Consider the following 19,153-nt stretch of genomic DNA (forward strand, 5'->3'; position numbering starts at 1 on the left):
TTTGGCACGCTGTTGAGTTCTCAAGGTACGGACGCTTCCTTCGTTCCCGTTTCCGGGCCCTCCGGGCGCTTCCTTCGTTTCCGACTCTATCAGACCGTTTCCGGCTCGATTTCCTCGGTGCTTTCCAGGTTTTCGCTTTCGCGTTTCCCTTTCCGGCGGTTCCGACTCTATCAGAAGCATTCCAGCCGAACTAATCGACTTCGTGATTCGAATCAATCGGAATGGCTCTTCGGAAATCGCATTTCCGGTGAGAGCGAGAGAGATGTTATCGAGTGCGCCCGAACTTGTCCAGTCCGTCGCAACCGTTTGAATCTACCTCCCCACGCCGACCGTGTCAACGGTTTTTGTGGGCGAAGAGGACAGTACCAGGTCAGAGGGGCCGTACGCACATCAGGCGGCGGTCGGTACGCCCGCGCTGCGGTCCGGTTCCTCGACGTCGCCCGTCTCGCCCGCACGTACGGCTCGGCCGCCCAGGACGAACACGTATAGGAGGAAGGTCAGCTCGGCGGCGACGCCGATGGCGATGCGGGCCCAGGTGGGGAGGCCGGACGGCGTGACGAAGGCTTCGAGCAGGCCGGAGACGAACAGGACCAGGGCCAGGCCCATGGCCATGCCGAGGGCCGCGCGGCCTTCTTCGGCGAGCGCGTCGCGGCGGGTGCGCGGCCCGGGGTCGATGACGGTCCATCCCAGGCGCAGCCCTGTGCCCGCGGCTACGAAGACGGCGGTCAGTTCGAGGAGGCCGTGCGGGAGGATCAGGCCGAGGAAGGTGTCCAGGCGGCCGGCCGAGGACATGAGGCCGATGCCCACGCCCAGGTTCAGCATGTTGGAGAAGAGGACCCACAGGACCGGCAGGCCCAGGAAGGCGCCCAGGACCAGGCACATCGCGGCTGCCTGCGCGTTGTTCGTCCAGACCTGCGCCGCGAAGGAGGCTGCGGGGTGGCTTGAGTAGTACGTCTCGTACTCGCCGCCCGGTCGCGTCATGTCCTTGAGCGTCTCCGGAGCGGCGATCGACGACTGGACCTCGGGGTGGGTGCCGATCCACCAGCCGATGACCGCGGCCAGTGCCGTCGAGATCAGCGCCGCCGGAATCCACCATCTACGCGCGCGATAGACGGCTGCCGGGAACCCAGCCGTCAGGAAGCGTGCGGCGTCCCGCCAGGACGCGCGACGGGTGCCGGTCACCGTGGCGCGGGCTCGGGCGACCAGCTGGGTGAGACGGGCCGTGAGCTGCGGGTCGGGCGTCGAGGACTGTATCTGCGACAGGTGCGTCGAGGTGCGCTGGTAGAGGGCGACGAGTTCATCGGCCTCCGCACCGGTCAGGCGGCGGCCACGGCGCAGCAGGCGTTCGAGTCGGTCCCACTCATGACGGTGGGCGGTGACGAAGACGTCGAGGTCCATGGTCGGCTGCTGCTCCAGGCACTGGGTGCGTACGGTCCGTCCTACTGCGGCGCGCTGCGGGCCAGCTTGGCAGACTGGGGTTTCCGAGGGTCGGGGAAGGTCGCCGCTTCGGCGGCCTGGGCGCAGGTCGTCGTCCCGAAACGACGACGATGAAGGGTGGGTACCGGTGAGTGCGCTGGTCACGGGGGACGCGGTTGTGCTGGGGCTGCGGCCCGCGCGGCTGCCCAGTCGCGCGCTCGCGCTTCTCATCGACATGGCCGTGGCCTGGACCGGGTACTTGATCGTCTCGTTCTCGCTGCTGCTGGCCACCGCTTCCCTCGACGACGCGGCACAGGCGGCGATAGCCGTCGCTCTGTTCGTCCTCGTCCTTGTAGGAGCGCCGATAGCCGTCGAGACGCTGTCGCACGGGCGCTCACTGGGGAAGCTCGCCTGCGGTCTGCGCGTGGTGCGCGACGACGGCGGGCCCATCCGCTTCCGGCACGCGCTCGTGCGCGGGGCCATGGGTGTCGTGGAAATTCTGCTGACCTTGGGGGTCGTCGCCTGCATCGCGTCCCTGGTCTCGGCTCGGGGACGGCGGATCGGGGATGTGTTCGCGGGGACCCTGGTCGTACGCGAGAGGGTGCCCGCCGGGCGGGCCGCCGCCGTACCGCCGCCTCCGCCGTGGTTGAGGGGACGTTTCTCCGGGCTCGATCTGTCGGGGGTGCCGGATGCTCTGTGGCTGGCGGTGCGGCAGTACCTGACGCGGATGGGGCAGCTGGACGCCCAGGTGAGCTGGGGGATGGCGGTCCGGCTGGCCGATGACCTGGTGGCGCGGACAGGGGCGCCGGCACCGGAAGGGGTGCCTCCGGCCGCCTATCTGGCGGCGGCCATGGCCGAGCGGCAGGCGCGGGACGCGAGGCGGGCATTCGGTGCGCCTCACGGCGCGACGCGTTTCCCGCCGCACACCATGACCGGCCTCCCTGTGGCGCCACACACCATGGCCACCCTCCCTGCGGCGCCGGGCGGGATGCCCGCGCCCCCGCGCACGCCGTCCACGACCGCGTCGCCCCCCTTCGTGTCGCCCGCTACCTCGCCGCTCGCGACCACGCCGCTCGCGAGCACGCCACCCGCGACCACGCCGCCAGTCCCCACGGCGCCAGACTCCGCCCCCTCGGCGCCTGTGCAGCGGCCCGGGGCCGAGTCGGGTGGCCGTTCGGGCACCGGCTTCGTACCGCCCGCCTGATCGACCTGCCCGTCTCGCGGGTCCCGGGGGCTCCCGTGTGGCGATCCGCCCGCGAGGACACGCGAGAACCCGAGACCGGCCCTACGGGCCCCAGGCCGACGGCGGGCTTTCGAGGGATTCGAGCTCGATTCCGGGCGCCGCGAGGACCACGTCACCGGCGATGTGGACGGTGTGCTGTTCCCCCGTGTCCAGGGCGCTGACCTGGTACTCGTCCACGGTCAGGGGGCCGTTGTCAGTGGCGTGCGCTTCACTGTTCACCAAGGCCCAGGACTGGTCGAGGGTGCGGGGCGCCAGGACGGGGTCGGTGAAGGCGACGAGGCGTACGCGGGTCGCGGGGGAACCGGGGGTGAGGCGGAGCAGGCGTGATGTGGCGATGAGGAATGCCGGGGACGTGCCGGTGAAGGCGTGGGCGGGGACATTGCCTTCGGTGGCGTGAGTGCCGGTGGGGTCGGTGCGGACCCAGGTGACGCCGTCGAGGGCGGCGCCGCGCACCTGCCAGGCGCCGGCGTGGAGTTCGAGGCGGATGGGGCGGCCGAGGTCGTCGAGGGCGAGGTCGACGGAGCCGGCGGGGTCGCCGGAGGGGGTGGTGATCTGCGAGACGTAACGCCAGCCGGAGGGGCCGGGCGCGCAGTGGAAGTGTTCATCGCCGAGGGGGGTGTGATCGTGCGGATCGTGAAGCGAATACCGGCCGCGGGGCATGGGGTCCTGTGGTCCTCGGGGGCGTAGGGGTGGACCGTTGTACGGAGCGGGGTACGGGGCAGGCCCCCGGCACGGGGGTCCGGGGGCCTGCCTGATACCGCTGCTCTCGGTGCTGCGTGCTGCGTACTACGTACCGCGTCGTCGGTACCGCTTCAGGTTCGCCGGTACCGCGCGGCCGGGTCCGTGGGTCACGGACCCGGCGGCGGGATCAGTAGCGGTAGTGGTCCGACTTGTACGGGCCGTCGACCTCGACACCGATGTACGCGGCCTGCTCGGGGCGGAGCGTCGTGAGCTTCACGCCGAGCGCGTCGAGGTGGAGGCGGGCGACCTTCTCGTCGAGATGCTTGGGCAGCACGTAGACGTCGGTCGGGTACTCCTCGGGCTTGGTGAACAGCTCGATCTGGGCCAGGGTCTGGTCCGCGAACGAGTTGGACATCACGAACGACGGGTGGCCGGTCGCGTTGCCCAGGTTCAGCAGGCGGCCCTCGGAGAGGACGATGAGGACCTTGCCGTCGGGGAACGTCCAGGTGTGGACCTGCGGCTTGACCTCGTCCTTGACGATGCCGGGGATCTTCGCGAGGCCGGCCATGTCGATCTCGTTGTCGAAGTGGCCGATGTTCCCGACGATGGCCTGGTGCTTCATCTTGGCCATGTCGGAGGCCATGATGATGTCCTTGTTGCCCGTCGTGGTGACGAAGATGTCGGCCTTGTCGACGACCTCGTCGAGCGTGGTGACCTGGTAGCCGTCCATCGCCGCCTGCAGGGCGCAGATCGGGTCGATCTCGGTGATGATCACTCGGGCGCCCTGGCCGCGCAGGGACTCCGCGCAGCCCTTGCCCACGTCGCCGTAGCCGCAGACGACGGCGGTCTTGCCGCCGATGAGGACGTCGGTGGCGCGGTTGATGCCGTCGATCAGGGAGTGGCGGCAGCCGTACTTGTTGTCGAACTTGGACTTGGTGACCGCGTCGTTGACGTTGATCGCCGGGAAGAGGAGGGTGCCGTCGCGGTGCATCTCGTAGAGACGGTGGACACCGGTCGTGGTCTCCTCGGTGACACCGCGGATCTCGGACGCCAGCTGGGTCCACTTCTGCGGGTTCTCGGTGAGGGTGCGGTTCAGCAGGGTGAGGATGTGGGCGTACTCCTCGCTGTCCGCGGTGGACGGGTCCGGGGCCGCGCCGGCCTTCTCGAACTCGACACCCTTGTGGACCAGGAGCGTGGCGTCACCGCCGTCGTCCAGGATCATGTTCGGGCCGCCGGTCGGGGAGTTCGGCCAGGTGAGGGCCTGCTCCGTGCACCACCAGTACTCCTCCAGCGTCTCGCCCTTCCAGGCGAAGACCGGGACGCCCTGGGGGTTCTCGGGGGTGCCCTCGGGGCCGACCGCGATGGCGGCGGCGGCGTGGTCCTGGGTGGAGAAGATGTTGCAGGAGGCCCAGCGGACCTCGGCGCCGAGGGCGACGAGGGTCTCGATCAGGACGGCGGTCTGCACCGTCATGTGCAGGGAGCCGGTGACCCGGGCGCCCGCGAGCGGCTGGCTGGCGGCGTACTCCTTGCGGATCGACATCAGGCCGGGCATCTCGTGCTCGGCGAGGGTGATCTCCTTGCGCCCGAAGGCGGCGAGGGAGAGGTCGGCGACCTTGAAGTCCTGGCCGGCGTCGACAGTCGTCATACGAGCTGCTCCTCATGAGTGGGTCGAGGGTGGGTACGGAAGGTCTGCGGGCGCACCTGGGCAGAGCGACGGCCGCGCGCACCGGCGGGTGCCCGGCGGACATCGCGATGTCCGGGTGGACACGGAAGTGTCCATGGGCACCCAGCGGTGCCCGTCGCGCTCACAGCGCAGTCCGTCGGAGGCCCTCTCTCCCTCGGCCGGTGCGCGTGGCGTACCGACCGACCGCCATCAGCAGCGACGTCTGGCTCTGGTCACGAATCTACACCGATCGGCCCAGCCACCCCCAGCCCGTCCCGGATGGCGAGGTGGCGAAATTCAGGGGTGGGAGCCCCCCGGGGGCATGCCTGCTGGCTTCGGGAAAGGGGCGTCGGGCCGGGAAACCGCTTCCCTCCCCGCCGCCCCCGATCGAGCTCGCCCCTTGGGTCTCGGCCGGTCCGCGCCGTGTGCGGCGCGGTGCCGCCCCCTCGGCTCAGTGCCCGGTGCCTCCGGGCGTGGCCGCCGGGTCCGGGCCGGCCGCGGCTTCCGCCGCGCTGTAGATGTCCGGTTCCAGGTAGATGACACGGGCGATCGGCACCGCCGCACGGATGCGGACCTCGGCCTCGTTGATGGCGCGCGCGACCTCGGCCGCCGTGTCGTCGTGCCGGACCGCGATCTTGGCGGCGATCAGCAGCTCCTCCGGGCCCAGGTGCAGGGTCCGCATGTGGATGACGGAGGTGACGGTGTCGCCGTCGACGATCGCGGTACGGATCTTCTGCACCTCCTCGATGCCGGCCGCCTCACCGAGCAGCAGGGACTTCGTCTCCACGGCCAGGATCAGGGCGATCAGGATCAGCAGTACGCCGATGCAGAGGGTGCCGATGCCGTCCCAGACGCCGTCTCCGGTGGCCAGCGCGAGACCGACACCGCCGAGTGCGAGGACGAGTCCGATGAGCGCGCCGAAGTCCTCCAGAAGGACCACCGGGAGCTCGGGGGCCTTCGCCCGGCGCACGAACTGCGACCAGGAGAGCGAGCCGCGCGTCTCGTTCGACTCCTTGATGGCCGTACGGAAGGAGTAGCCCTCGGCGATGATCGCGAAGAGGAGGACGCCTACGGGCCAGTACCAGGCTTCGATGTCGTGCGGGTGCTTGACCTTCTCGTAGCCCTCGTAGACGGCGAACATGCCACCCACCGAGAACAGGACGATGGAGACGAGGAAGGCGTAGATGTAGCGCTCGCGGCCGTAGCCGAAGGGGTGCTGCGGTGTCGCCTCACGCTGGGCCTTCTTGCCGCCGAGCAGCAGCAGGCCCTGGTTGCCGGAGTCGGCCAGCGAGTGGACGCTCTCCGCGAGCATCGACGACGAGCCGCTGAAGAGGAACGCCACGAACTTGGCTGCCGCGATCGCGAGGTTGGCGCCGAGCGCCGCCACGATCGCCTTGGTTCCGCCTGACGCACTCATACGTGCACGTGTTCCCTTCGTCGTTGACGCGGCTGCCCGGGTGCCGCCATACGGCCGCACATTGTTGCATCAGGCCACGACAGTGGCGCGAAAAGCGGTGCCCGCTCCGGACAGTCCGGCCTTTTCACCTGCCCGCACGAAGGCGGCCTGACCGGGGGTGAGGCGCAGGTCACCCAGGTCCACGGCACCGGCGGTGCACAGGACGATCTGCGCGCTCGTGGCCGTCAGGTCCGTCGGAACCGCGCCTTCCGGTCGTACGAAACGGGACAGCCGGAACTCGTCGATCGGGGTCTCGTACACCTCCTCGCCGGTCTCCGACGCCTCGGGCCGCAGCACGCCGGGGTCGCCGGCCTCGAAGCGGACGACCCGGAGGAGTTCGGGGACGTCCACGTGCTTGGGGGTCAGACCGCAGCGCAGCACGTTGTCCGAGTTGGCCATGATCTCCACGCCCATGCCGCTCACATACGCGTGCGGGACGCCGGCGCCGAGGAACAGGGCCTCGCCGGGCTGGAGCCGGACGTGGTTGAGGAGCATGGCCGCGATGACGCCGGGGTCGCCCGGGAAGTGGTGGGCAAGCGTGCCCCAGACCCGGTGGACGTCGTCGTCGAGGCGCTCGCAGGCCGCCGCGGCCTCGGCCACCGTCTCCGCCATCTCCTGCGGATCGGCGGTCAGTACGGCCGTGAGGACCTCGCGCAGCGCCGCCTCCTCGGGGTGGGCGCGCAGGAGATCTACGTACGGCTTGAGGGAATCCACGTCGAGCGCGGCGAGAAGGTCCGCGGATTCCTCCGGAGCCCGGAACCCGCACAGGCCTTCGAACGTTGTCAAGGCACAGATCAGTTCGGGCTTGTGGTTGGCGTCCTTGTAGTTGCGGTGCGGGGCGCCGAGCGGAACGCCCGAGCTCTCCTCGTCCGCGTAACCCCGCTGCGCCTGGGCGAGATCGGGATGCACCTGAAGCGAAAGGGGGGCGCCTGCCGCCAGCACTTTGAGAAGGAAGGGCAGACGGGGACCGAACTTGGCGACGGCCGCGTCACCGAGCTCCGCCGTCGGGTCCGCCGCGATGACGTCGGAGAGCGGAGCCTCGCCCGTACCCCGGTCGACTCGGGACGGGGCACCCGGATGCGCGCCCATCCACATCTCCGCCTGCGGTTCGCCGGTGGGGTCGGTGCCGAGCAGCTCCGGGAGCAGCGTCGTGGACCCCCAGGCGTAGGGGCGCACGGTGTTGGCGAGACGGTCCATGGTTCGCGTGGTCACTTTCGCGTGGTCGTGTACGGAATCGGTCGCCGCGTGCCGTCCGCGTGTCCCGGCAGCCGTCCAGCACCGGTCATCTCGGCGTCGTACCGCACGGCACTGCCCTACGCCGGGGGCGGTGTCGAGGCGAGAGCCAGGTAGGCGGTCGTGAAGTCCGCGAGGGCGAGGAGTTCCGCGAGGCACTCCAGCTCCGTGCCCTCCTCCGGCTCCAGTTCGCTGATCTGCGCCTCGTGGCCCAGGGCGAGTTCGCGTGCCGCCGGGGCGGCGGAGAGGCCGCCGGCCGGGCGGTCGCGCAGCAGGACGACGCGGGCGTGCAGCGTCGCGGGCTCCTCCACACGGTCGCGGAAGAAGTCGTCCGGGTCGGCGCCCTCGCCCAGCGAGCCCGCGAGCAGGATGGAGTGCGAAGCCAGTGCCTCCGGCAGTTCACCGGCGAGCGCGGGGCGGCCCGCGAGCTCGGCCAGTACGGTCGCGAAGCGGCGGCCCACCGGGGCGGCGCCCTCGCCCTCCGTCCAGACCAAGGGGAGGGAGTCGGCGAGCTCCGCCGCGAGGGTCTTCGCCGGATTGCTGTAGGTGGCGATGGCCGGACCGCAGCGTTCCGCGGCGCGGTCGAGCCGGTCGGCGACCTTCTCCAGCGTCTCCGGGGGCGCGGAGACCAGTCCCAGCCGGTCGAGCAGGGCCAGGATGGGGGTGAGCAGGGCCCACAGGGCGCTCGGCGAGGCGGCCGGGGTGCTCCCGTCCTCGTACAGCTCGTGCGGGGCCGTCGCCAGCGGCACCACCAGGCCGTGCACCCCGTCGACGGCCTCGGAGAGCGGGGAGCCCTCGGGGGCCACGGCCACGACCGTGCAGCCCCGGCGGTAGGCCTGCTCGGCGAGGAGCGCGAGGCCGGGCTCGCTGCCGTCCGTGGTGGTGATGAGCAGGAGGTCGACCGAGCCCGCCCAGCCCGGGAGGTTCCAGCGCAGCGCGCCCGCCGCGGCGGCCACCCCGGACGGGACGAGCCGGGCGACCGGTGCGGAGGCGCCGGCCAGCGCCGCGACCAGGTCGCCCACGCCCGCGGCGGCGGTGCCGGGGCCCGCGACGAGCACGGAGCGGGGGCGGCCCTCGGGCCGCAGCTGCGCGATGCCCGCCTCCGCGGCGTACCGGGCGGCGGTGCGGACGCGGGCGCCGGCGTCGGCCGCTCCGCGCAGCAGACCGCGGCGGTCCGCGCGGGCCAGGGCTTCCGGCGCGTCGAGCAGCGACTCATCGAGCATGTGCGGCGGCCTCCGGGGCGATCGGGGTTCCGGGTCACTCGGTCCGGCGGGGGCGCCGGTCGGGGTCCGCGGGACGGGGTCCACGCGGGGCGGGGTCACGCCGGGCGGCGGGCCTCGTCCACGAGAAGTACGGGGATGCCGTCACGGACCGGGTACGCGAGGCCGCAGTCCGCGCCGGTGCAGACCAGCTCGGGCGTCTCCTCGGCCGTGGCGTCCTTGAGCGGGGCGTGGCACGCGGGGCAGGCGAGGATGTCGAGGAGGCCGGCTTCGAGCGGCATGGGGGTCCTTCCGGAACGTCTTCGTCGTCTCGTGTACGGGGATCGGGTGCCCGGATTCAGTTGCCTGGACCGGGCCTTGTCACCCTACCGCCGGGGTGGGGTGCAAGCGCCCCGGGTGGCCGGTCCGCCCGGTGGTGGCGTGCGGCCGGCAACGGACCGCCGGAACCGGGTGGTCCGGCGGTCCGGGGCGGGGTTACGCCCGCACCAGCGCCAGGACCTCGTCCCGCACCTTCGCCATCGTCGGTTCGTCGCGCGCCTCCACGTTCAGCCGCAGGAGGGGCTCGGTGTTGGAGGGGCGCAGGTTGAACCACCAGTCGGCGGTGGAGACCGTCAGGCCGTCGAGCTCGTCCGTGGTGACGCCCTGACGGCCCGCGAAGGCCTCGCGGACGGCTTCCGTGCGGGCCGTCTGGTCGGTCACCGTGGAGTTGATCTCGCCCGAGCCCCTGTAGCGGTCGTACTCCGCCAGCAGCCGCGAGAGCGGGGCCTCCTGGGTGCCGAGGGCGGCCAGCACGTGCAGGGCCGCCAGCATGCCGGTGTCGGCGTTCCAGAAGTCCTTGAAGTAGTAGTGCGCGGAGTGCTCGCCGCCGAAGATCGCGCCCGTACGCGCCATCTCCTGCTTGATGAACGAGTGGCCGACGCGGGTGCGGACCGGGGTGCCGCCGTTCTCCCGGACGACCTCCGGGACGGACCAGGAGGTGATCAGGTTGTGGATGACCGTTCCGCCGGGGTGCTTGGCCAGTTCGCGGGCCGCCACCAGCGCGGTCACCGCGGACGGCGAGACGCCCTCGCCGCGCTCGTCCACCACGAAGCAGCGGTCGGCGTCCCCGTCGAAGGCGATGCCGAGATCGGCGCCCTCGGCGCGGACGCGCTCCTGGAGGTCGACGATGTTGGCGGGGTCGAGGGGGTTGGCCTCGTGGTTGGGGAAGGTGCCGTCGAGCTCGAAGTACATCGGCACCAGCGTCAGCGGCAGACCGGCGAAGACGGTGGGGACGGTGTGGCCGCCCATGCCGTTGCCCGCGTCCACGACGACCTTGAGCGGGCGGATGCCGGAGACGTCGACGAGGGACTTCAGGTGCGCGGCGTAGTCGGCGAGGGTGTCGCGCTCGTCGACCGTGCCGGTGGTCGCGGCCGGTTCCGGAGCGCCCGACTCCGACCAGCTCTCGACGAGGGCGCGGATGTCGGCGAGCCCCGTGTCCTGGCCGACCGGGGCGGCGCCCGCGCGGCAGAGCTTGATGCCGTTGTACTGGGCCGGGTTGTGGGACGCGGTGAACATGGCGCCCGGCAGGTTCAGCCGGCCCGACGCGTAGTACAGCTGGTCCGTGGAGCACAGGCCGATCAGGGTGACGTCCGCGCCCTGGCCGGCCGCGCCGCGCGCGAACGCCGCCGACAGCCCCGGCGACGAGGGGCGCATGTCATGTCCGACCACGATCGCGTCGGCGCCCACCACCCGGACGAAGGCCGCCCCGAACAGCTCGGCCAGGGACTCGTCCCACTGATCCGGCACCACCCCGCGGACGTCGTACGCCTTCACGATCTGCGACAGATCAACAGCCACGGCCCAACCCTTCTGAAAATCACCTGCGGAGACATGCGGCCCCCTGGACCGAGGCTACCGGCTGGGGGTGTCGCGGCTGCGGTGCCTGTGGAGAACTCCGCAGCGGTCGTTCTGCAAGGCGGATGCCCACGGGTGGGGCCGGTGCAACGCGCGCGGGGCGACATTCGCGCGCCGCGGTCCGTCGAGCGTGCCCGCGCCTCAGCGTTCGGGCGAGCGCAGCGCCTCAGTTTTCCGGTGAGCGCAGTACGCGGAGGTGGCCGCGGCGGGCGACCTCCATGGGGTCGGCCGCGCGGGCGCCGCCGGCCTCGGCGGCACGCTCGTGGGGGCGGGCCGCTTCCCGTACCGCGTTGGCAAGCGCTTCCAGGTCGTCGCCGCTGGGGCGGGCCGGGGAGGAGGCGTCGGTGAGGCGGACGACCTCCCAGCCGCGGGGCGCGGTGAGGCGCTCGCTGTGCTCGGCGCACAGGTCGTAGCAGTGGGGCTCGGCGTAGGTGGCGAGCGGTCCGAGGACTGCGGTCGAGTCCGCGTAGACGTACGTCAGTGTCGCGACGGCAGGGCGACCGCACGCGGTGCGCGAACAGCGACGTACAGGGCTCACGACGTTGGACGGTACCGCACTCTTGAGCGGGCCGCGACGACTCTCCACCGGGTCACTCCACCGTGTCGCGGTGTGAGCTCGGGCACAGCGGCCTGCCGAGCAACTGCGCTGACCTGCGCGGGAAGAGGGCCGCACGGTGCGTGACAGGGCCATTTACGTTCCGTACTTGGGAATCTTCCGGTCAAACGATGTGAAATCCACTGTCCCGTATGGGCCGGTAATCGCTCTCAAGCGAGAGGCAAACGGTCAACCCGCGACATGCCGTGGAAGGCACCGCCGCCGCGATCGCGCGGCGCCCCGGAGGGCTACGCTGCGTCAGTGATGGACACTTCCCGTTCCGGCACCGGCACCGGACCCGACTCCGTACCGCCCGGCCCGCGGCCCCGCCGCCGTGACCGGCACGGCAGGGGCATGCGCGGCCCGGTGGCCCCGCCGCAGGTGCCGCTCTCGGCGAGCCGCGCGGAGAGCTTCCGCGATCTGGTGCGGGACTCGGTGGAGCGGCTGGAGCGGCGCTGGCCGCAGCTGGCCGACGTCGACTTCCTGGTCTCCGATGTGCCGCTGCCCGAGTCCGAGGAGGACGGGTGGAGCGACGAGGCCGTGCCGCTGGGGCGCGCGCTGCCCGCCTCCAAGGGATCGCCCGCGCGGATCGTCGTCTACCGGCGGCCCGTCGAGATCCGCACCAAGAGCCGCGACGAGCGGGCCCTGCTCGTCCACGAGGTCGTGGTCGAGCAGGTCGCCGAACTCCTCGGCCTCGCACCGGAGTCGGTCGATCCGCGCTACGGACAGGACTGAACCGGACTGAACCAGACCGAACCGAACCGGATCGGACCGGACCGGACCGCATCGGTCTGCCCGCGCGCGGGACCGGCCCGGTTCAGTCGTCCAGGACCGCCAGATCCTGCTGCGCCGCCGGGACGGCCACCGTTCCCTTGTCGTCGGGGAGCGTCTGGACGGTGAACATCGGGATGCCGTCCTGCGGCAGCGCCAGGGTGCGGGAGGCGTAGACGGGGCCGCTGCCCGGCTGGGTCTCCACCGTGAGCGCGTACGAGCCCTTGAGCCCGGACGGGACGGGCGGCTCCACCGCCAGCGTGGTGCCGGGCTTCACGGTGTACGTCTTGGTCTGCGGCTCGCCGCCCTCGGTGCCGGGGGACGCGGTGACCTTGACCGTGGCCGCGGCGGTCGGCGCGGTGAGGGAGAGCGTGGAGCCCTTGCCCCGGTTGTCGGTGACCGTGGACCGGTCGCCGACCGGCGCGGTGGCCGGAATGTATGCGGTCTCCTGCTTGTCACCCGTGCCGCGCACGACCCGCAGCGCCGCCGCGATGGGCGTTTTCGCGCCATCCGAAGACGGGTTGAGGAACAGGGAACCCACCTCGCCCCTCGTCACGTTCTTCAAATCGAAGGACGCCGTCATCCCCGACTTCACGTGGACGGTGTCCAGACCAGCAGGGGAGAAGCTGCCGCTCGCACCGGCCAGCCGCACCTTGAGATCGGCGTCGTCGGCGCCCTTGGCGTACACCACCAGGCGTACGTCGGTGGCGTCGCCCGGGATGCCCGGGAGGACCTGGCTCGCCGCCGGGTCGGCCGACGCGGGCAGCCAGTCCGCGCCCGCCTTCGCGTCCGATGCCTGCACGACCGCGCCGACCCGCCCGGACCGGGTCGTCACATGCACGGTCAGGTCATCGGCCGCCGCCGAGGTCAATGTTGACAACAGAACAGGGACGCTGGATTTCGCGGGGACCGTGATCCCCTCCCCCACCTCCGACTTGATGGGTCCCTCCTTGCCGAACAGCTCGATGTCGACGACCGCCGCGCCGTCGTCCGGGTTGGTCAGATGGACGTAGTCCTGACGGGTCTTGGCGGTGGAGGCGCCGGGGAACCAGAAGTCGGTGTCGGGCTCGGTGCAGCGGGTGCCGAGCACCGCGCGCGTGTCGCCCGCCGAGACCACCGTGGTCTGCTGCGCCGCCCACCCCGGCGCGAGCGGGCCGTCGGCGGACCCGGCGAGCGCGGGGACGTCGGAGCCGTCCGCCGTGGCCGACGCGGGCCTGCCGGGCTCCTTGAGGGTGACGACCGCCTTGTCGGGGTCGGGCTTCTCGGGGGTCTTCCCCTTCTTGCCCTTCTTGTCCTTGTCCGCCTTGGCGGGGGGCTTGGCGGGCGTGCCGTCGGTGAGCGGGGTGACGGCGGGCTTCAGCACGGCGCCACCGGCCGTGCCCGCCCTGGCGCCCGCGTCGCCGCCCTTGGGGGTGTACGTGGTGTACGTGGTCTCCGCCAGGTCGGAGAGGCTGGGCGCCGGGCAGAGCAGGCTGGAGCGCTCGACGGGCAGCCGTGCCGGGCCCTTCGCGTCCGCCGCCGCCGAGTCGCCGCCCGGGGCGGTGACGGCCGCGAAGCCCGTGACGGCGGCGAGGGCGACGGCCGCCGCGATCAGGGAGAGGGTGCTGCGGTTCACTGGTGGCTCCCGTCGGGGCGGTGCGGCTGCTCGGTGTCGTGGCCCCGGCCGTCAGGGCCCCGGCCGGCGGTGTGGCCGCCGTCGCCCTGCTCCTGGCCCGGGGCCTGCTCCCCGCCGTAGCCATAGCCGTAGGGGTCGTACACGGGCTCCTGCGGCGGGTACTGCTGCTGCTGTTGGTACGGGTCGTACTGCTGGTACTGCTGCTGGTACGGGTCGTACTGCTGCTGCGGGTACTCGGCGTTGGTGTACGCCGGCTCGTCCCACTGCCCGTAGGACTGCTGCTGCGGCACCTCGGCGTACGGGGTGCCGGCGTAAGGGTCGGTCTCCGGGGCCGGGGGCGCGGAGGTGGGCGGCGGCGGGAAGTCCTGACCGGCCGGCCCGTCGGACTCCGCGGCCGGGTCGGCGGACGGGTCGCCGCCGGCCGCCTCGGCCTCCGCCTGGGCGCGCAGTCGGCGGGCGCGGCGGCCCTCCCCGTCGCGGGCGGGGGGCAGCACCGGCTGATCCTCCTCGGGCAGGTCGTCGTCGATCCGGCGGCGCCGGCCCGGCAGGGCCAGTACGACGAGCACCAGGGCGAGGAGGGACTGGGCCCAGATCCACGCGGTGTGGGTGAAGGGGGCGTCGTAGGTGATGTCCAGGCGGCCACCGGCCGCGGGCAGTTGGAAGCCCTGGGCCCAGCCGTCGACGGTGGTCTTCTTCAGCGGCTTGCCGTCGAGGGTCGCGGTCCAGCCGGGTGCGGCCCGGTCGGCGATGCGCAGGACGCGGCCGTCCGCTCCGGCCGGGATTTTGGTGTGGACGTCGACCGGGTCGGCGGCGACGGCCACCGGCTCGGCGGCGCCCGGCTGGGCCGAGCCCGTGCCCGCGGCGGAGGCGGCGGCGGGCGGCATGATGACCGCGCGGGCCACCTGCCGGTCGACCCGCCACAGGGCGCTGCCGTCGAGCTGGCTCAGCCGGCTCAGGCCGGGGGTGGTGTCCAGGACGCGCCCGAAGGCGCGGGGGGCTCCGTCGCGTACCAGCACATAGCGCACGGCGAAGCCGCTGAGCTGGGAGGACTGGTCGGCGCCGGAGCCGGCGACCAGGTTGGCGACGACCTTGTCCAGGCGCGGGTCGCTGCCGCCGGAGGCGGCGAGTTCGGCGTCGCCGAGGCGGCCTCCGGAGCCGCGGACCAGGGTGTAGGAGACCTTGGCGGGCGAGGTGCCGCCCAGGACGAGGGTGCGGGCCTGGTCGCGGGTGCCGCTCTCCTCGGCGACGAAGGCGGGCACCTGCACCGGGTCGCGGCGCTCCAGCGGGCCGTCGGCGCCGCGCAGCATCCAGCCGCCGGCCGCGATCAGCGGGGCGACCGCGGCGGCCAGGGCGATCAGCGCGGCGACCGGCTGACGCCAGCCGAAGCCGTGGGCGGCGACGCGCTCCTTGGCGCCCTCGGCGCCGAGCACGGTGGCGGCGATCAGGGCGAGACCGTAGACGAGGGTGGCGGGGCCCGCCCAGCCGTCGTTGTTGGAGAGGACGGCGAAGAGGAAGCCGGTGAGGGCGACGGCCCAGGCGGTGCGGACCGCGAACTCCCGCTCCCCGCGCAGCAGCGCGGCGAGCGCGGCCAGCACGAAGCCGACGAGGAGCAGTCCGCCGACCGTCTTGGGGCCGCCGGGGCTCGCGCCGAGCAGGTCGAGTGCGGAGGCCGCGCCCTTGCCGTACTCCAGACCGGCCTCGTGGAGGAAGCCGGACGGGCCGGTGAGCAGGGTCAGCGACCAGGGGGCGAGGATCAGCAGGGGGGTGCCGACGGCGGCGAGGAAGCGCGGGCCGTAGGCGGTGAGGTCGTCGCGGCGCAGCGCCAGGACGGCGAGGCCGAGCAGCACGGCGAGCGGCCAGACGACGGGGGTGAACGCCATGGCGGCGGTGAGCAGCAGCGCGTAGGTCCAGGTGGCGCGCCAGGAGCCGCGGCCGTCGCCGCGCAGGCCCGCGGCGGTGACGCCCGCGCGGGCGATGGGCGGCAGGAGGACGGCGAGGACGGCGGTGCCCAGACGGCCGGTGGCGAGGGCGCCGGTGGCGGCGGGCAGGAAGGCGTAGGCGACGGCCGCCCAGGCGCGCAGCAGGCGCGACTCGACGAGCGGGCGGGAGGCGAAGTAGGCGGTGAGACCGGCCAGCGGGACCGAGCAGACCAGCAGCAGGGTCAGGGCGAAGCCGGTGGAGCCGAAGCAGAGGGCGGCCAGCGCGGCGATGGCCGCGAGGTAGGGCGGGGCGGTCTGGGTGCCGCCGGTGCCGACGGGGTGCCAGGCGTCCGCGTAGCGGCCCCACAGGTCGCCGACGCCCGGGGGCGAGGGCAGCAGGGCGCCGCCGGAGAGGGCGCCGCCCCCGAGGAGTTCGCGGCAGGCGGCCAGGGAGATCAGCAGGAGCAGGGCGAACAGGACGGGCGCGGGTTTGCGGGCGATCTTCTTCAGCCGCGCGAACTGCTCGATCTCCAGGAAGTCGGCGTCGTCGCCGCCGGGGCCGGACTCCACGGCGCCGTGCCGGGAGCCGCCGGTGTCGTCGGTGTCCGCGCCGAAGCTGGAGGCGACCTGTTCGACGGTGGCGCGGACGGTGGCGCCGGGGGGCGGGAAGAGCGGGCGCAGTTCGCTCGCCTCCACCGCCGCCTTGCCGCGTCTCTTGCGTCCGGCGAGGATCCGGCCGGGCCGCAGCAGGGTCGCGGACAGGCCCATGATCTCGTCGACGGCCTGGCCCGGTGCCTTGCCCAGCAGATAGGCGAGGGTGCGCAGGACAGTGCCGACGAGGATGCGCAGGAAGACGTAGGGCAGCGCGGCGGGGCGGGAGTTGACGAGCATCGTGTAGACGGCGCCCGCCTTGTCGACGCGGTGCGGGTCGACGGCGGAGCGGCCCGCGCAGTCGACGGTGCGGCGCTCGCGGGCGGCGGCCTCGGCGTGCCGGACGACGGCTTCGGGGGCGACGAGGACGGAGTGGCCGGCGGCGTGGGCGCGCCAGCACAGGTCGACGTCGTCGCGCATCAGCGGCAGCCGGCGGTCGAAGCCGCCGAGCTCCTCCCACACGTCGCGGCGGATCAGCATGCCGGCGGAGGAGACGGACAGCACGGGGCGGACCTGGTCGTGCTGCCCCTGGTCCTGTTCGCGCCGGTCCAGGCCGGTCCAGCGGCGACCGCTGCGGGCGATGGAGACGCCCACTTCGAGCAGTTGCTTGCGGTCGTACCAGCCGCGGAGCTTGGGGCCGACGATCGCGGCGTGGGCGTCGGAGTCGGCGACGCGCAGCAGTTCGGCGAGGGCGTCGGGCGCGGGGGCGCAGTCGTCGTGCAGCAGCCAGAGCCACTGCACGGGCTCGCCGTGCGGCAGTTCGGGCAGGTCGTAGCTGTCGTCGCGCCAGCTGCGCGAGACGGGGTCCCAGCCGCTGGGCCGCTTCAGGTACGGGAGTTCCTCGGGGCCGAGCACCGGCGCGGTGCGGACGGCCTCGTCGACGGCGGCGCCGAAGCCGGTGCGGCGCGCGAGGTGCAGGACGCGCTCGTCGCCGAGGGCCTCGGTGACCAGGCGGGCGGAGTCGTCGGCGCTGCCGGTGTCGGCCGCGTAGGCGCTCTGTACGGGGCGTTCCTGGCCGAGCAGACCGGCGAGGGCGTCGGGGAGCCAGCGCGCGCCGTCGTGCGAGACGAGCACGGCGGTGACGACGTGTCGCGGGAACTCGGGTGCGTGGGCGGAAACGAGCGGTGATGCCGCGGCCTCGGAGTACGGGGCCGTCGACTGGCTGTGCACGGACATCGAGGTACGGGCCCCTCCGGCCGGGGTCCGGGGGTTGGGGGCCCCGGAGGCTGCTGTGCTGACTGGCAGCGCCCCACACTAATGGCTGAGGAACACGGCGGTCCGCCGCCTGCGGAGGCCGGGTGGAGCCGGAGGGGTCCCGGACGGGGACCTCAGGGGGCAAAGGCCCCGAAAAAACTAGACCGCCGCCTTCTTCAGGCGGCGGCGCTCCCGTTCGGACAGTCCGCCCCAGATGCCGAAACGTTCGTCGTTCGCGAGGGCGTATTCAAGGCACTCGGAGCGGACTTCGCAGGCGAGGCAGACCTTCTTGGCCTCTCTGGTGGAGCCGCCCTTCTCCGGAAAAAAGGACTCGGGGTCGGTCTGGGCGCACAGCGCGCGCTCCTGCCAGCCGAGTTCTTCGTCCACATCGTCGACCAGCAGCTCCTGGAACACCTCGGTCATGTGCACCCCTCGTCTGTCTTTGCTGCCCCGTGATGCTGCCGTTACCGATTTCGGCCGAACGACACGAGTGAAATTACAAGTGTGTGGATCCGGGCCAGTCAAGCTGAGATCTGCTATTGGGCCCCGTATTCACTCTGCGGAACCAAGCCTATACGGAAAGTGTTCAAATCGGCAAAAACCATGACACATGCCAATGGCCCAATCGCACCTCCCTCACCTGCCCAGAGAAGACGAATCCAAAATCGATCTTGTTGCGTTCCGACGGCGGAAGCGATTGGGATCACAGTCCGATCACGACGGTGCCGCGGTGTTTGCCGATGCGGTTGCAGCGCCACATCTCCGGCACCGGCCGTGCACAAACCTTTCTCCGGGCCCCGTAACCGGATGAGGTGAAACATTGCACCCAAATCGGGTATTGAGTTGACAGCTCAGCTCTTCTTGGTCACCTTTGAGTCCATGTCCGCCACCGCAGCGCTCTTCGCGACCCACGTCCGTGGGTTCCGCAGCGCTGTCCAGGCGCGCTGTTGCTGTTCCAGCTGTTGATGCCGTAGCGCTCCGGCTCTCCCCGTGTTCTGTCCGGCCCTCCGGGCCCTCGCGCATCCGCGCGCACACGCCTTCGCGACACCCCGCACTCGTCACCGAGTCCCTGCCGAGGAACCACCGCACCCATGAACAGCGACAGCGACCTGCAGATCGCCGGCGACCTCTTCGAGGTCCTGCACCTCCTCCAGCCCGCCCGTGAGCACCCCGCGACCGTCGCCGACTTCGTCGGTCTGGCCCGCTCCATCGCGGCCGACCGCGCGCAGTGGGCCCCGCTCGTCCAGTACGACGCCACCAGCCGCTGGTACCGCCGACTGCGCACCGGGCCCGGCTACGAGGTGTGGCTGCTGTCCTGGGTGCCCGGGCAGCGCAGCGGACTGCACGACCACGGCGCCTCCTCGGGGGTACTGACCGTGCTGGAGGGCGAGTTGAGCGAGCGCACCGAACGCGGCACCCGCGCGCTGGCCGCCGGCGCCCAGCGCGTCTTCGCCCCCGGCTATGTCCACGAGGTCGTCAACGACTCGCTGGAGCCGGCCGTCAGCCTGCACGTGTACTACCCGGGCCTGACCGACATGCCGATGCACGAGAGCCAGTCCGCTCTGTCCACAGCCGCCGCCCACGATGTCGTAACCGCCTGACA

The 19,153-nt window shown here is 72.2% G+C and carries 15 protein-coding genes; 3 read left to right on the forward strand and 12 right to left on the reverse strand.

All coding sequences use genetic code 11. The annotated features are described in order from the left end of the window. Positions 1 to 390: 390 nt before the first annotated feature. Positions 391 to 1,398 (reverse strand): stage II sporulation protein M, encoded by a 1,008-nt coding sequence (locus ACZ5ID_RS21090; RefSeq protein WP_468900031.1) that lies wholly within the window; start codon positions 1,396 to 1,398, stop codon positions 391 to 393. 166 nt (positions 1,399 to 1,564) lie between these two features. Between ACZ5ID_RS21090 and ACZ5ID_RS21095 the strand changes: the two genes are divergently transcribed. Continuing rightward, positions 1,565 to 2,620, forward strand: coding sequence for an RDD family protein (locus ACZ5ID_RS21095; protein WP_468900033.1), 1,056 nt, complete (start codon positions 1,565 to 1,567; stop codon positions 2,618 to 2,620). An 81-nt stretch (positions 2,621 to 2,701) separates the two neighbouring features. Here ACZ5ID_RS21095 and ACZ5ID_RS21100 read toward each other — a convergent pair whose 3' ends face one another. The 8 genes from ACZ5ID_RS21100 to ACZ5ID_RS21135 all read right to left on the reverse strand — a co-directional run bounded on the left by ACZ5ID_RS21100 (position 2,702) and on the right by ACZ5ID_RS21135 (position 11,391). After that, complete coding sequence (locus tag ACZ5ID_RS21100) at positions 2,702 to 3,319, reverse strand: hypothetical protein (protein WP_468900037.1); 618 nt, start codon at positions 3,317 to 3,319, stop codon at positions 2,702 to 2,704. 208 nt (positions 3,320 to 3,527) lie between these two features. Then, positions 3,528 to 4,985: an adenosylhomocysteinase gene (ahcY, locus tag ACZ5ID_RS21105; RefSeq protein ID WP_468900039.1), complete on the reverse strand. Its 1,458-nt coding sequence runs from the start codon at positions 4,983 to 4,985 to the stop codon at positions 3,528 to 3,530. Positions 4,986 to 5,454: 469 nt separating this feature from the next. After that, entirely contained in the window at positions 5,455 to 6,420 is a 966-nt protein-coding gene (locus ACZ5ID_RS21110) for a cation diffusion facilitator family transporter (protein WP_468900041.1), read from the reverse strand. 69 nt (positions 6,421 to 6,489) lie between these two features. After that, positions 6,490 to 7,656, reverse strand: a complete 1,167-nt coding sequence (gene manA / locus ACZ5ID_RS21115) for a mannose-6-phosphate isomerase, class I (protein ID WP_468900539.1) — start codon at positions 7,654 to 7,656, stop codon at positions 6,490 to 6,492. Between the two features lie 116 nt (positions 7,657 to 7,772). Beyond that, positions 7,773 to 8,915, reverse strand: a complete 1,143-nt coding sequence (locus ACZ5ID_RS21120; RefSeq protein WP_468900044.1) for an SIS domain-containing protein — start codon at positions 8,913 to 8,915, stop codon at positions 7,773 to 7,775. 95 nt (positions 8,916 to 9,010) lie between these two features. After that, complete coding sequence (locus ACZ5ID_RS21125) at positions 9,011 to 9,193, reverse strand: Trm112 family protein (RefSeq protein ID WP_067159781.1); 183 nt, start codon at positions 9,191 to 9,193, stop codon at positions 9,011 to 9,013. 193 nt (positions 9,194 to 9,386) lie between these two features. Next, a complete protein-coding gene (locus ACZ5ID_RS21130; RefSeq protein ID WP_468900047.1) occupies positions 9,387 to 10,748 on the reverse strand; it encodes a phosphomannomutase/phosphoglucomutase in 1,362 nt (453 codons plus the stop codon). A 223-nt stretch (positions 10,749 to 10,971) separates the two neighbouring features. Then, a complete protein-coding gene (locus tag ACZ5ID_RS21135; RefSeq protein WP_468900049.1) occupies positions 10,972 to 11,391 on the reverse strand; it encodes a DUF3499 domain-containing protein in 420 nt (139 codons plus the stop codon). A 273-nt stretch (positions 11,392 to 11,664) separates the two neighbouring features. Between ACZ5ID_RS21135 and ACZ5ID_RS21140 the strand changes: the two genes are divergently transcribed. Beyond that, the gene (locus ACZ5ID_RS21140; protein ID WP_468900052.1) at positions 11,665 to 12,135 is read left to right on the forward strand and encodes a metallopeptidase family protein; all 471 of its coding nucleotides are present in this window, start codon (positions 11,665 to 11,667) and stop codon (positions 12,133 to 12,135) included. Between the two features lie 82 nt (positions 12,136 to 12,217). Here ACZ5ID_RS21140 and ACZ5ID_RS21145 read toward each other — a convergent pair whose 3' ends face one another. The 3 genes from ACZ5ID_RS21145 to ACZ5ID_RS21155 form a co-directional block, all read right to left on the reverse strand. Then, positions 12,218 to 13,786, reverse strand: a complete 1,569-nt coding sequence (locus tag ACZ5ID_RS21145) for a DUF5719 family protein (RefSeq protein WP_468900054.1) — start codon at positions 13,784 to 13,786, stop codon at positions 12,218 to 12,220. Further along, positions 13,783 to 17,532 carry a glycosyltransferase family 2 protein gene (locus ACZ5ID_RS21150; protein WP_468900057.1) on the reverse strand — a complete coding sequence of 1,250 codons (3,750 nt, stop codon included), beginning with the start codon at positions 17,530 to 17,532 and terminating at the stop codon, positions 13,783 to 13,785. Before ACZ5ID_RS21150 ends, ACZ5ID_RS21145 begins: the two co-directional genes overlap by 4 nt. Positions 17,533 to 17,709: 177 nt before the next feature. Then, positions 17,710 to 17,973: a WhiB family transcriptional regulator gene (locus ACZ5ID_RS21155; RefSeq protein ID WP_067159810.1), complete on the reverse strand. Its 264-nt coding sequence runs from the start codon at positions 17,971 to 17,973 to the stop codon at positions 17,710 to 17,712. A 668-nt stretch (positions 17,974 to 18,641) separates the two neighbouring features. Here ACZ5ID_RS21155 and ACZ5ID_RS21160 point away from each other — a divergent pair. Then, the gene (locus tag ACZ5ID_RS21160) at positions 18,642 to 19,151 is read left to right on the forward strand and encodes a cysteine dioxygenase (protein ID WP_468900061.1); all 510 of its coding nucleotides are present in this window, start codon (positions 18,642 to 18,644) and stop codon (positions 19,149 to 19,151) included. The last annotated feature ends 2 nt before the right edge of the window (positions 19,152 to 19,153 follow it).

It is taken from the genome of Streptomyces sp. NPDC031670, from assembly GCF_055580545.1.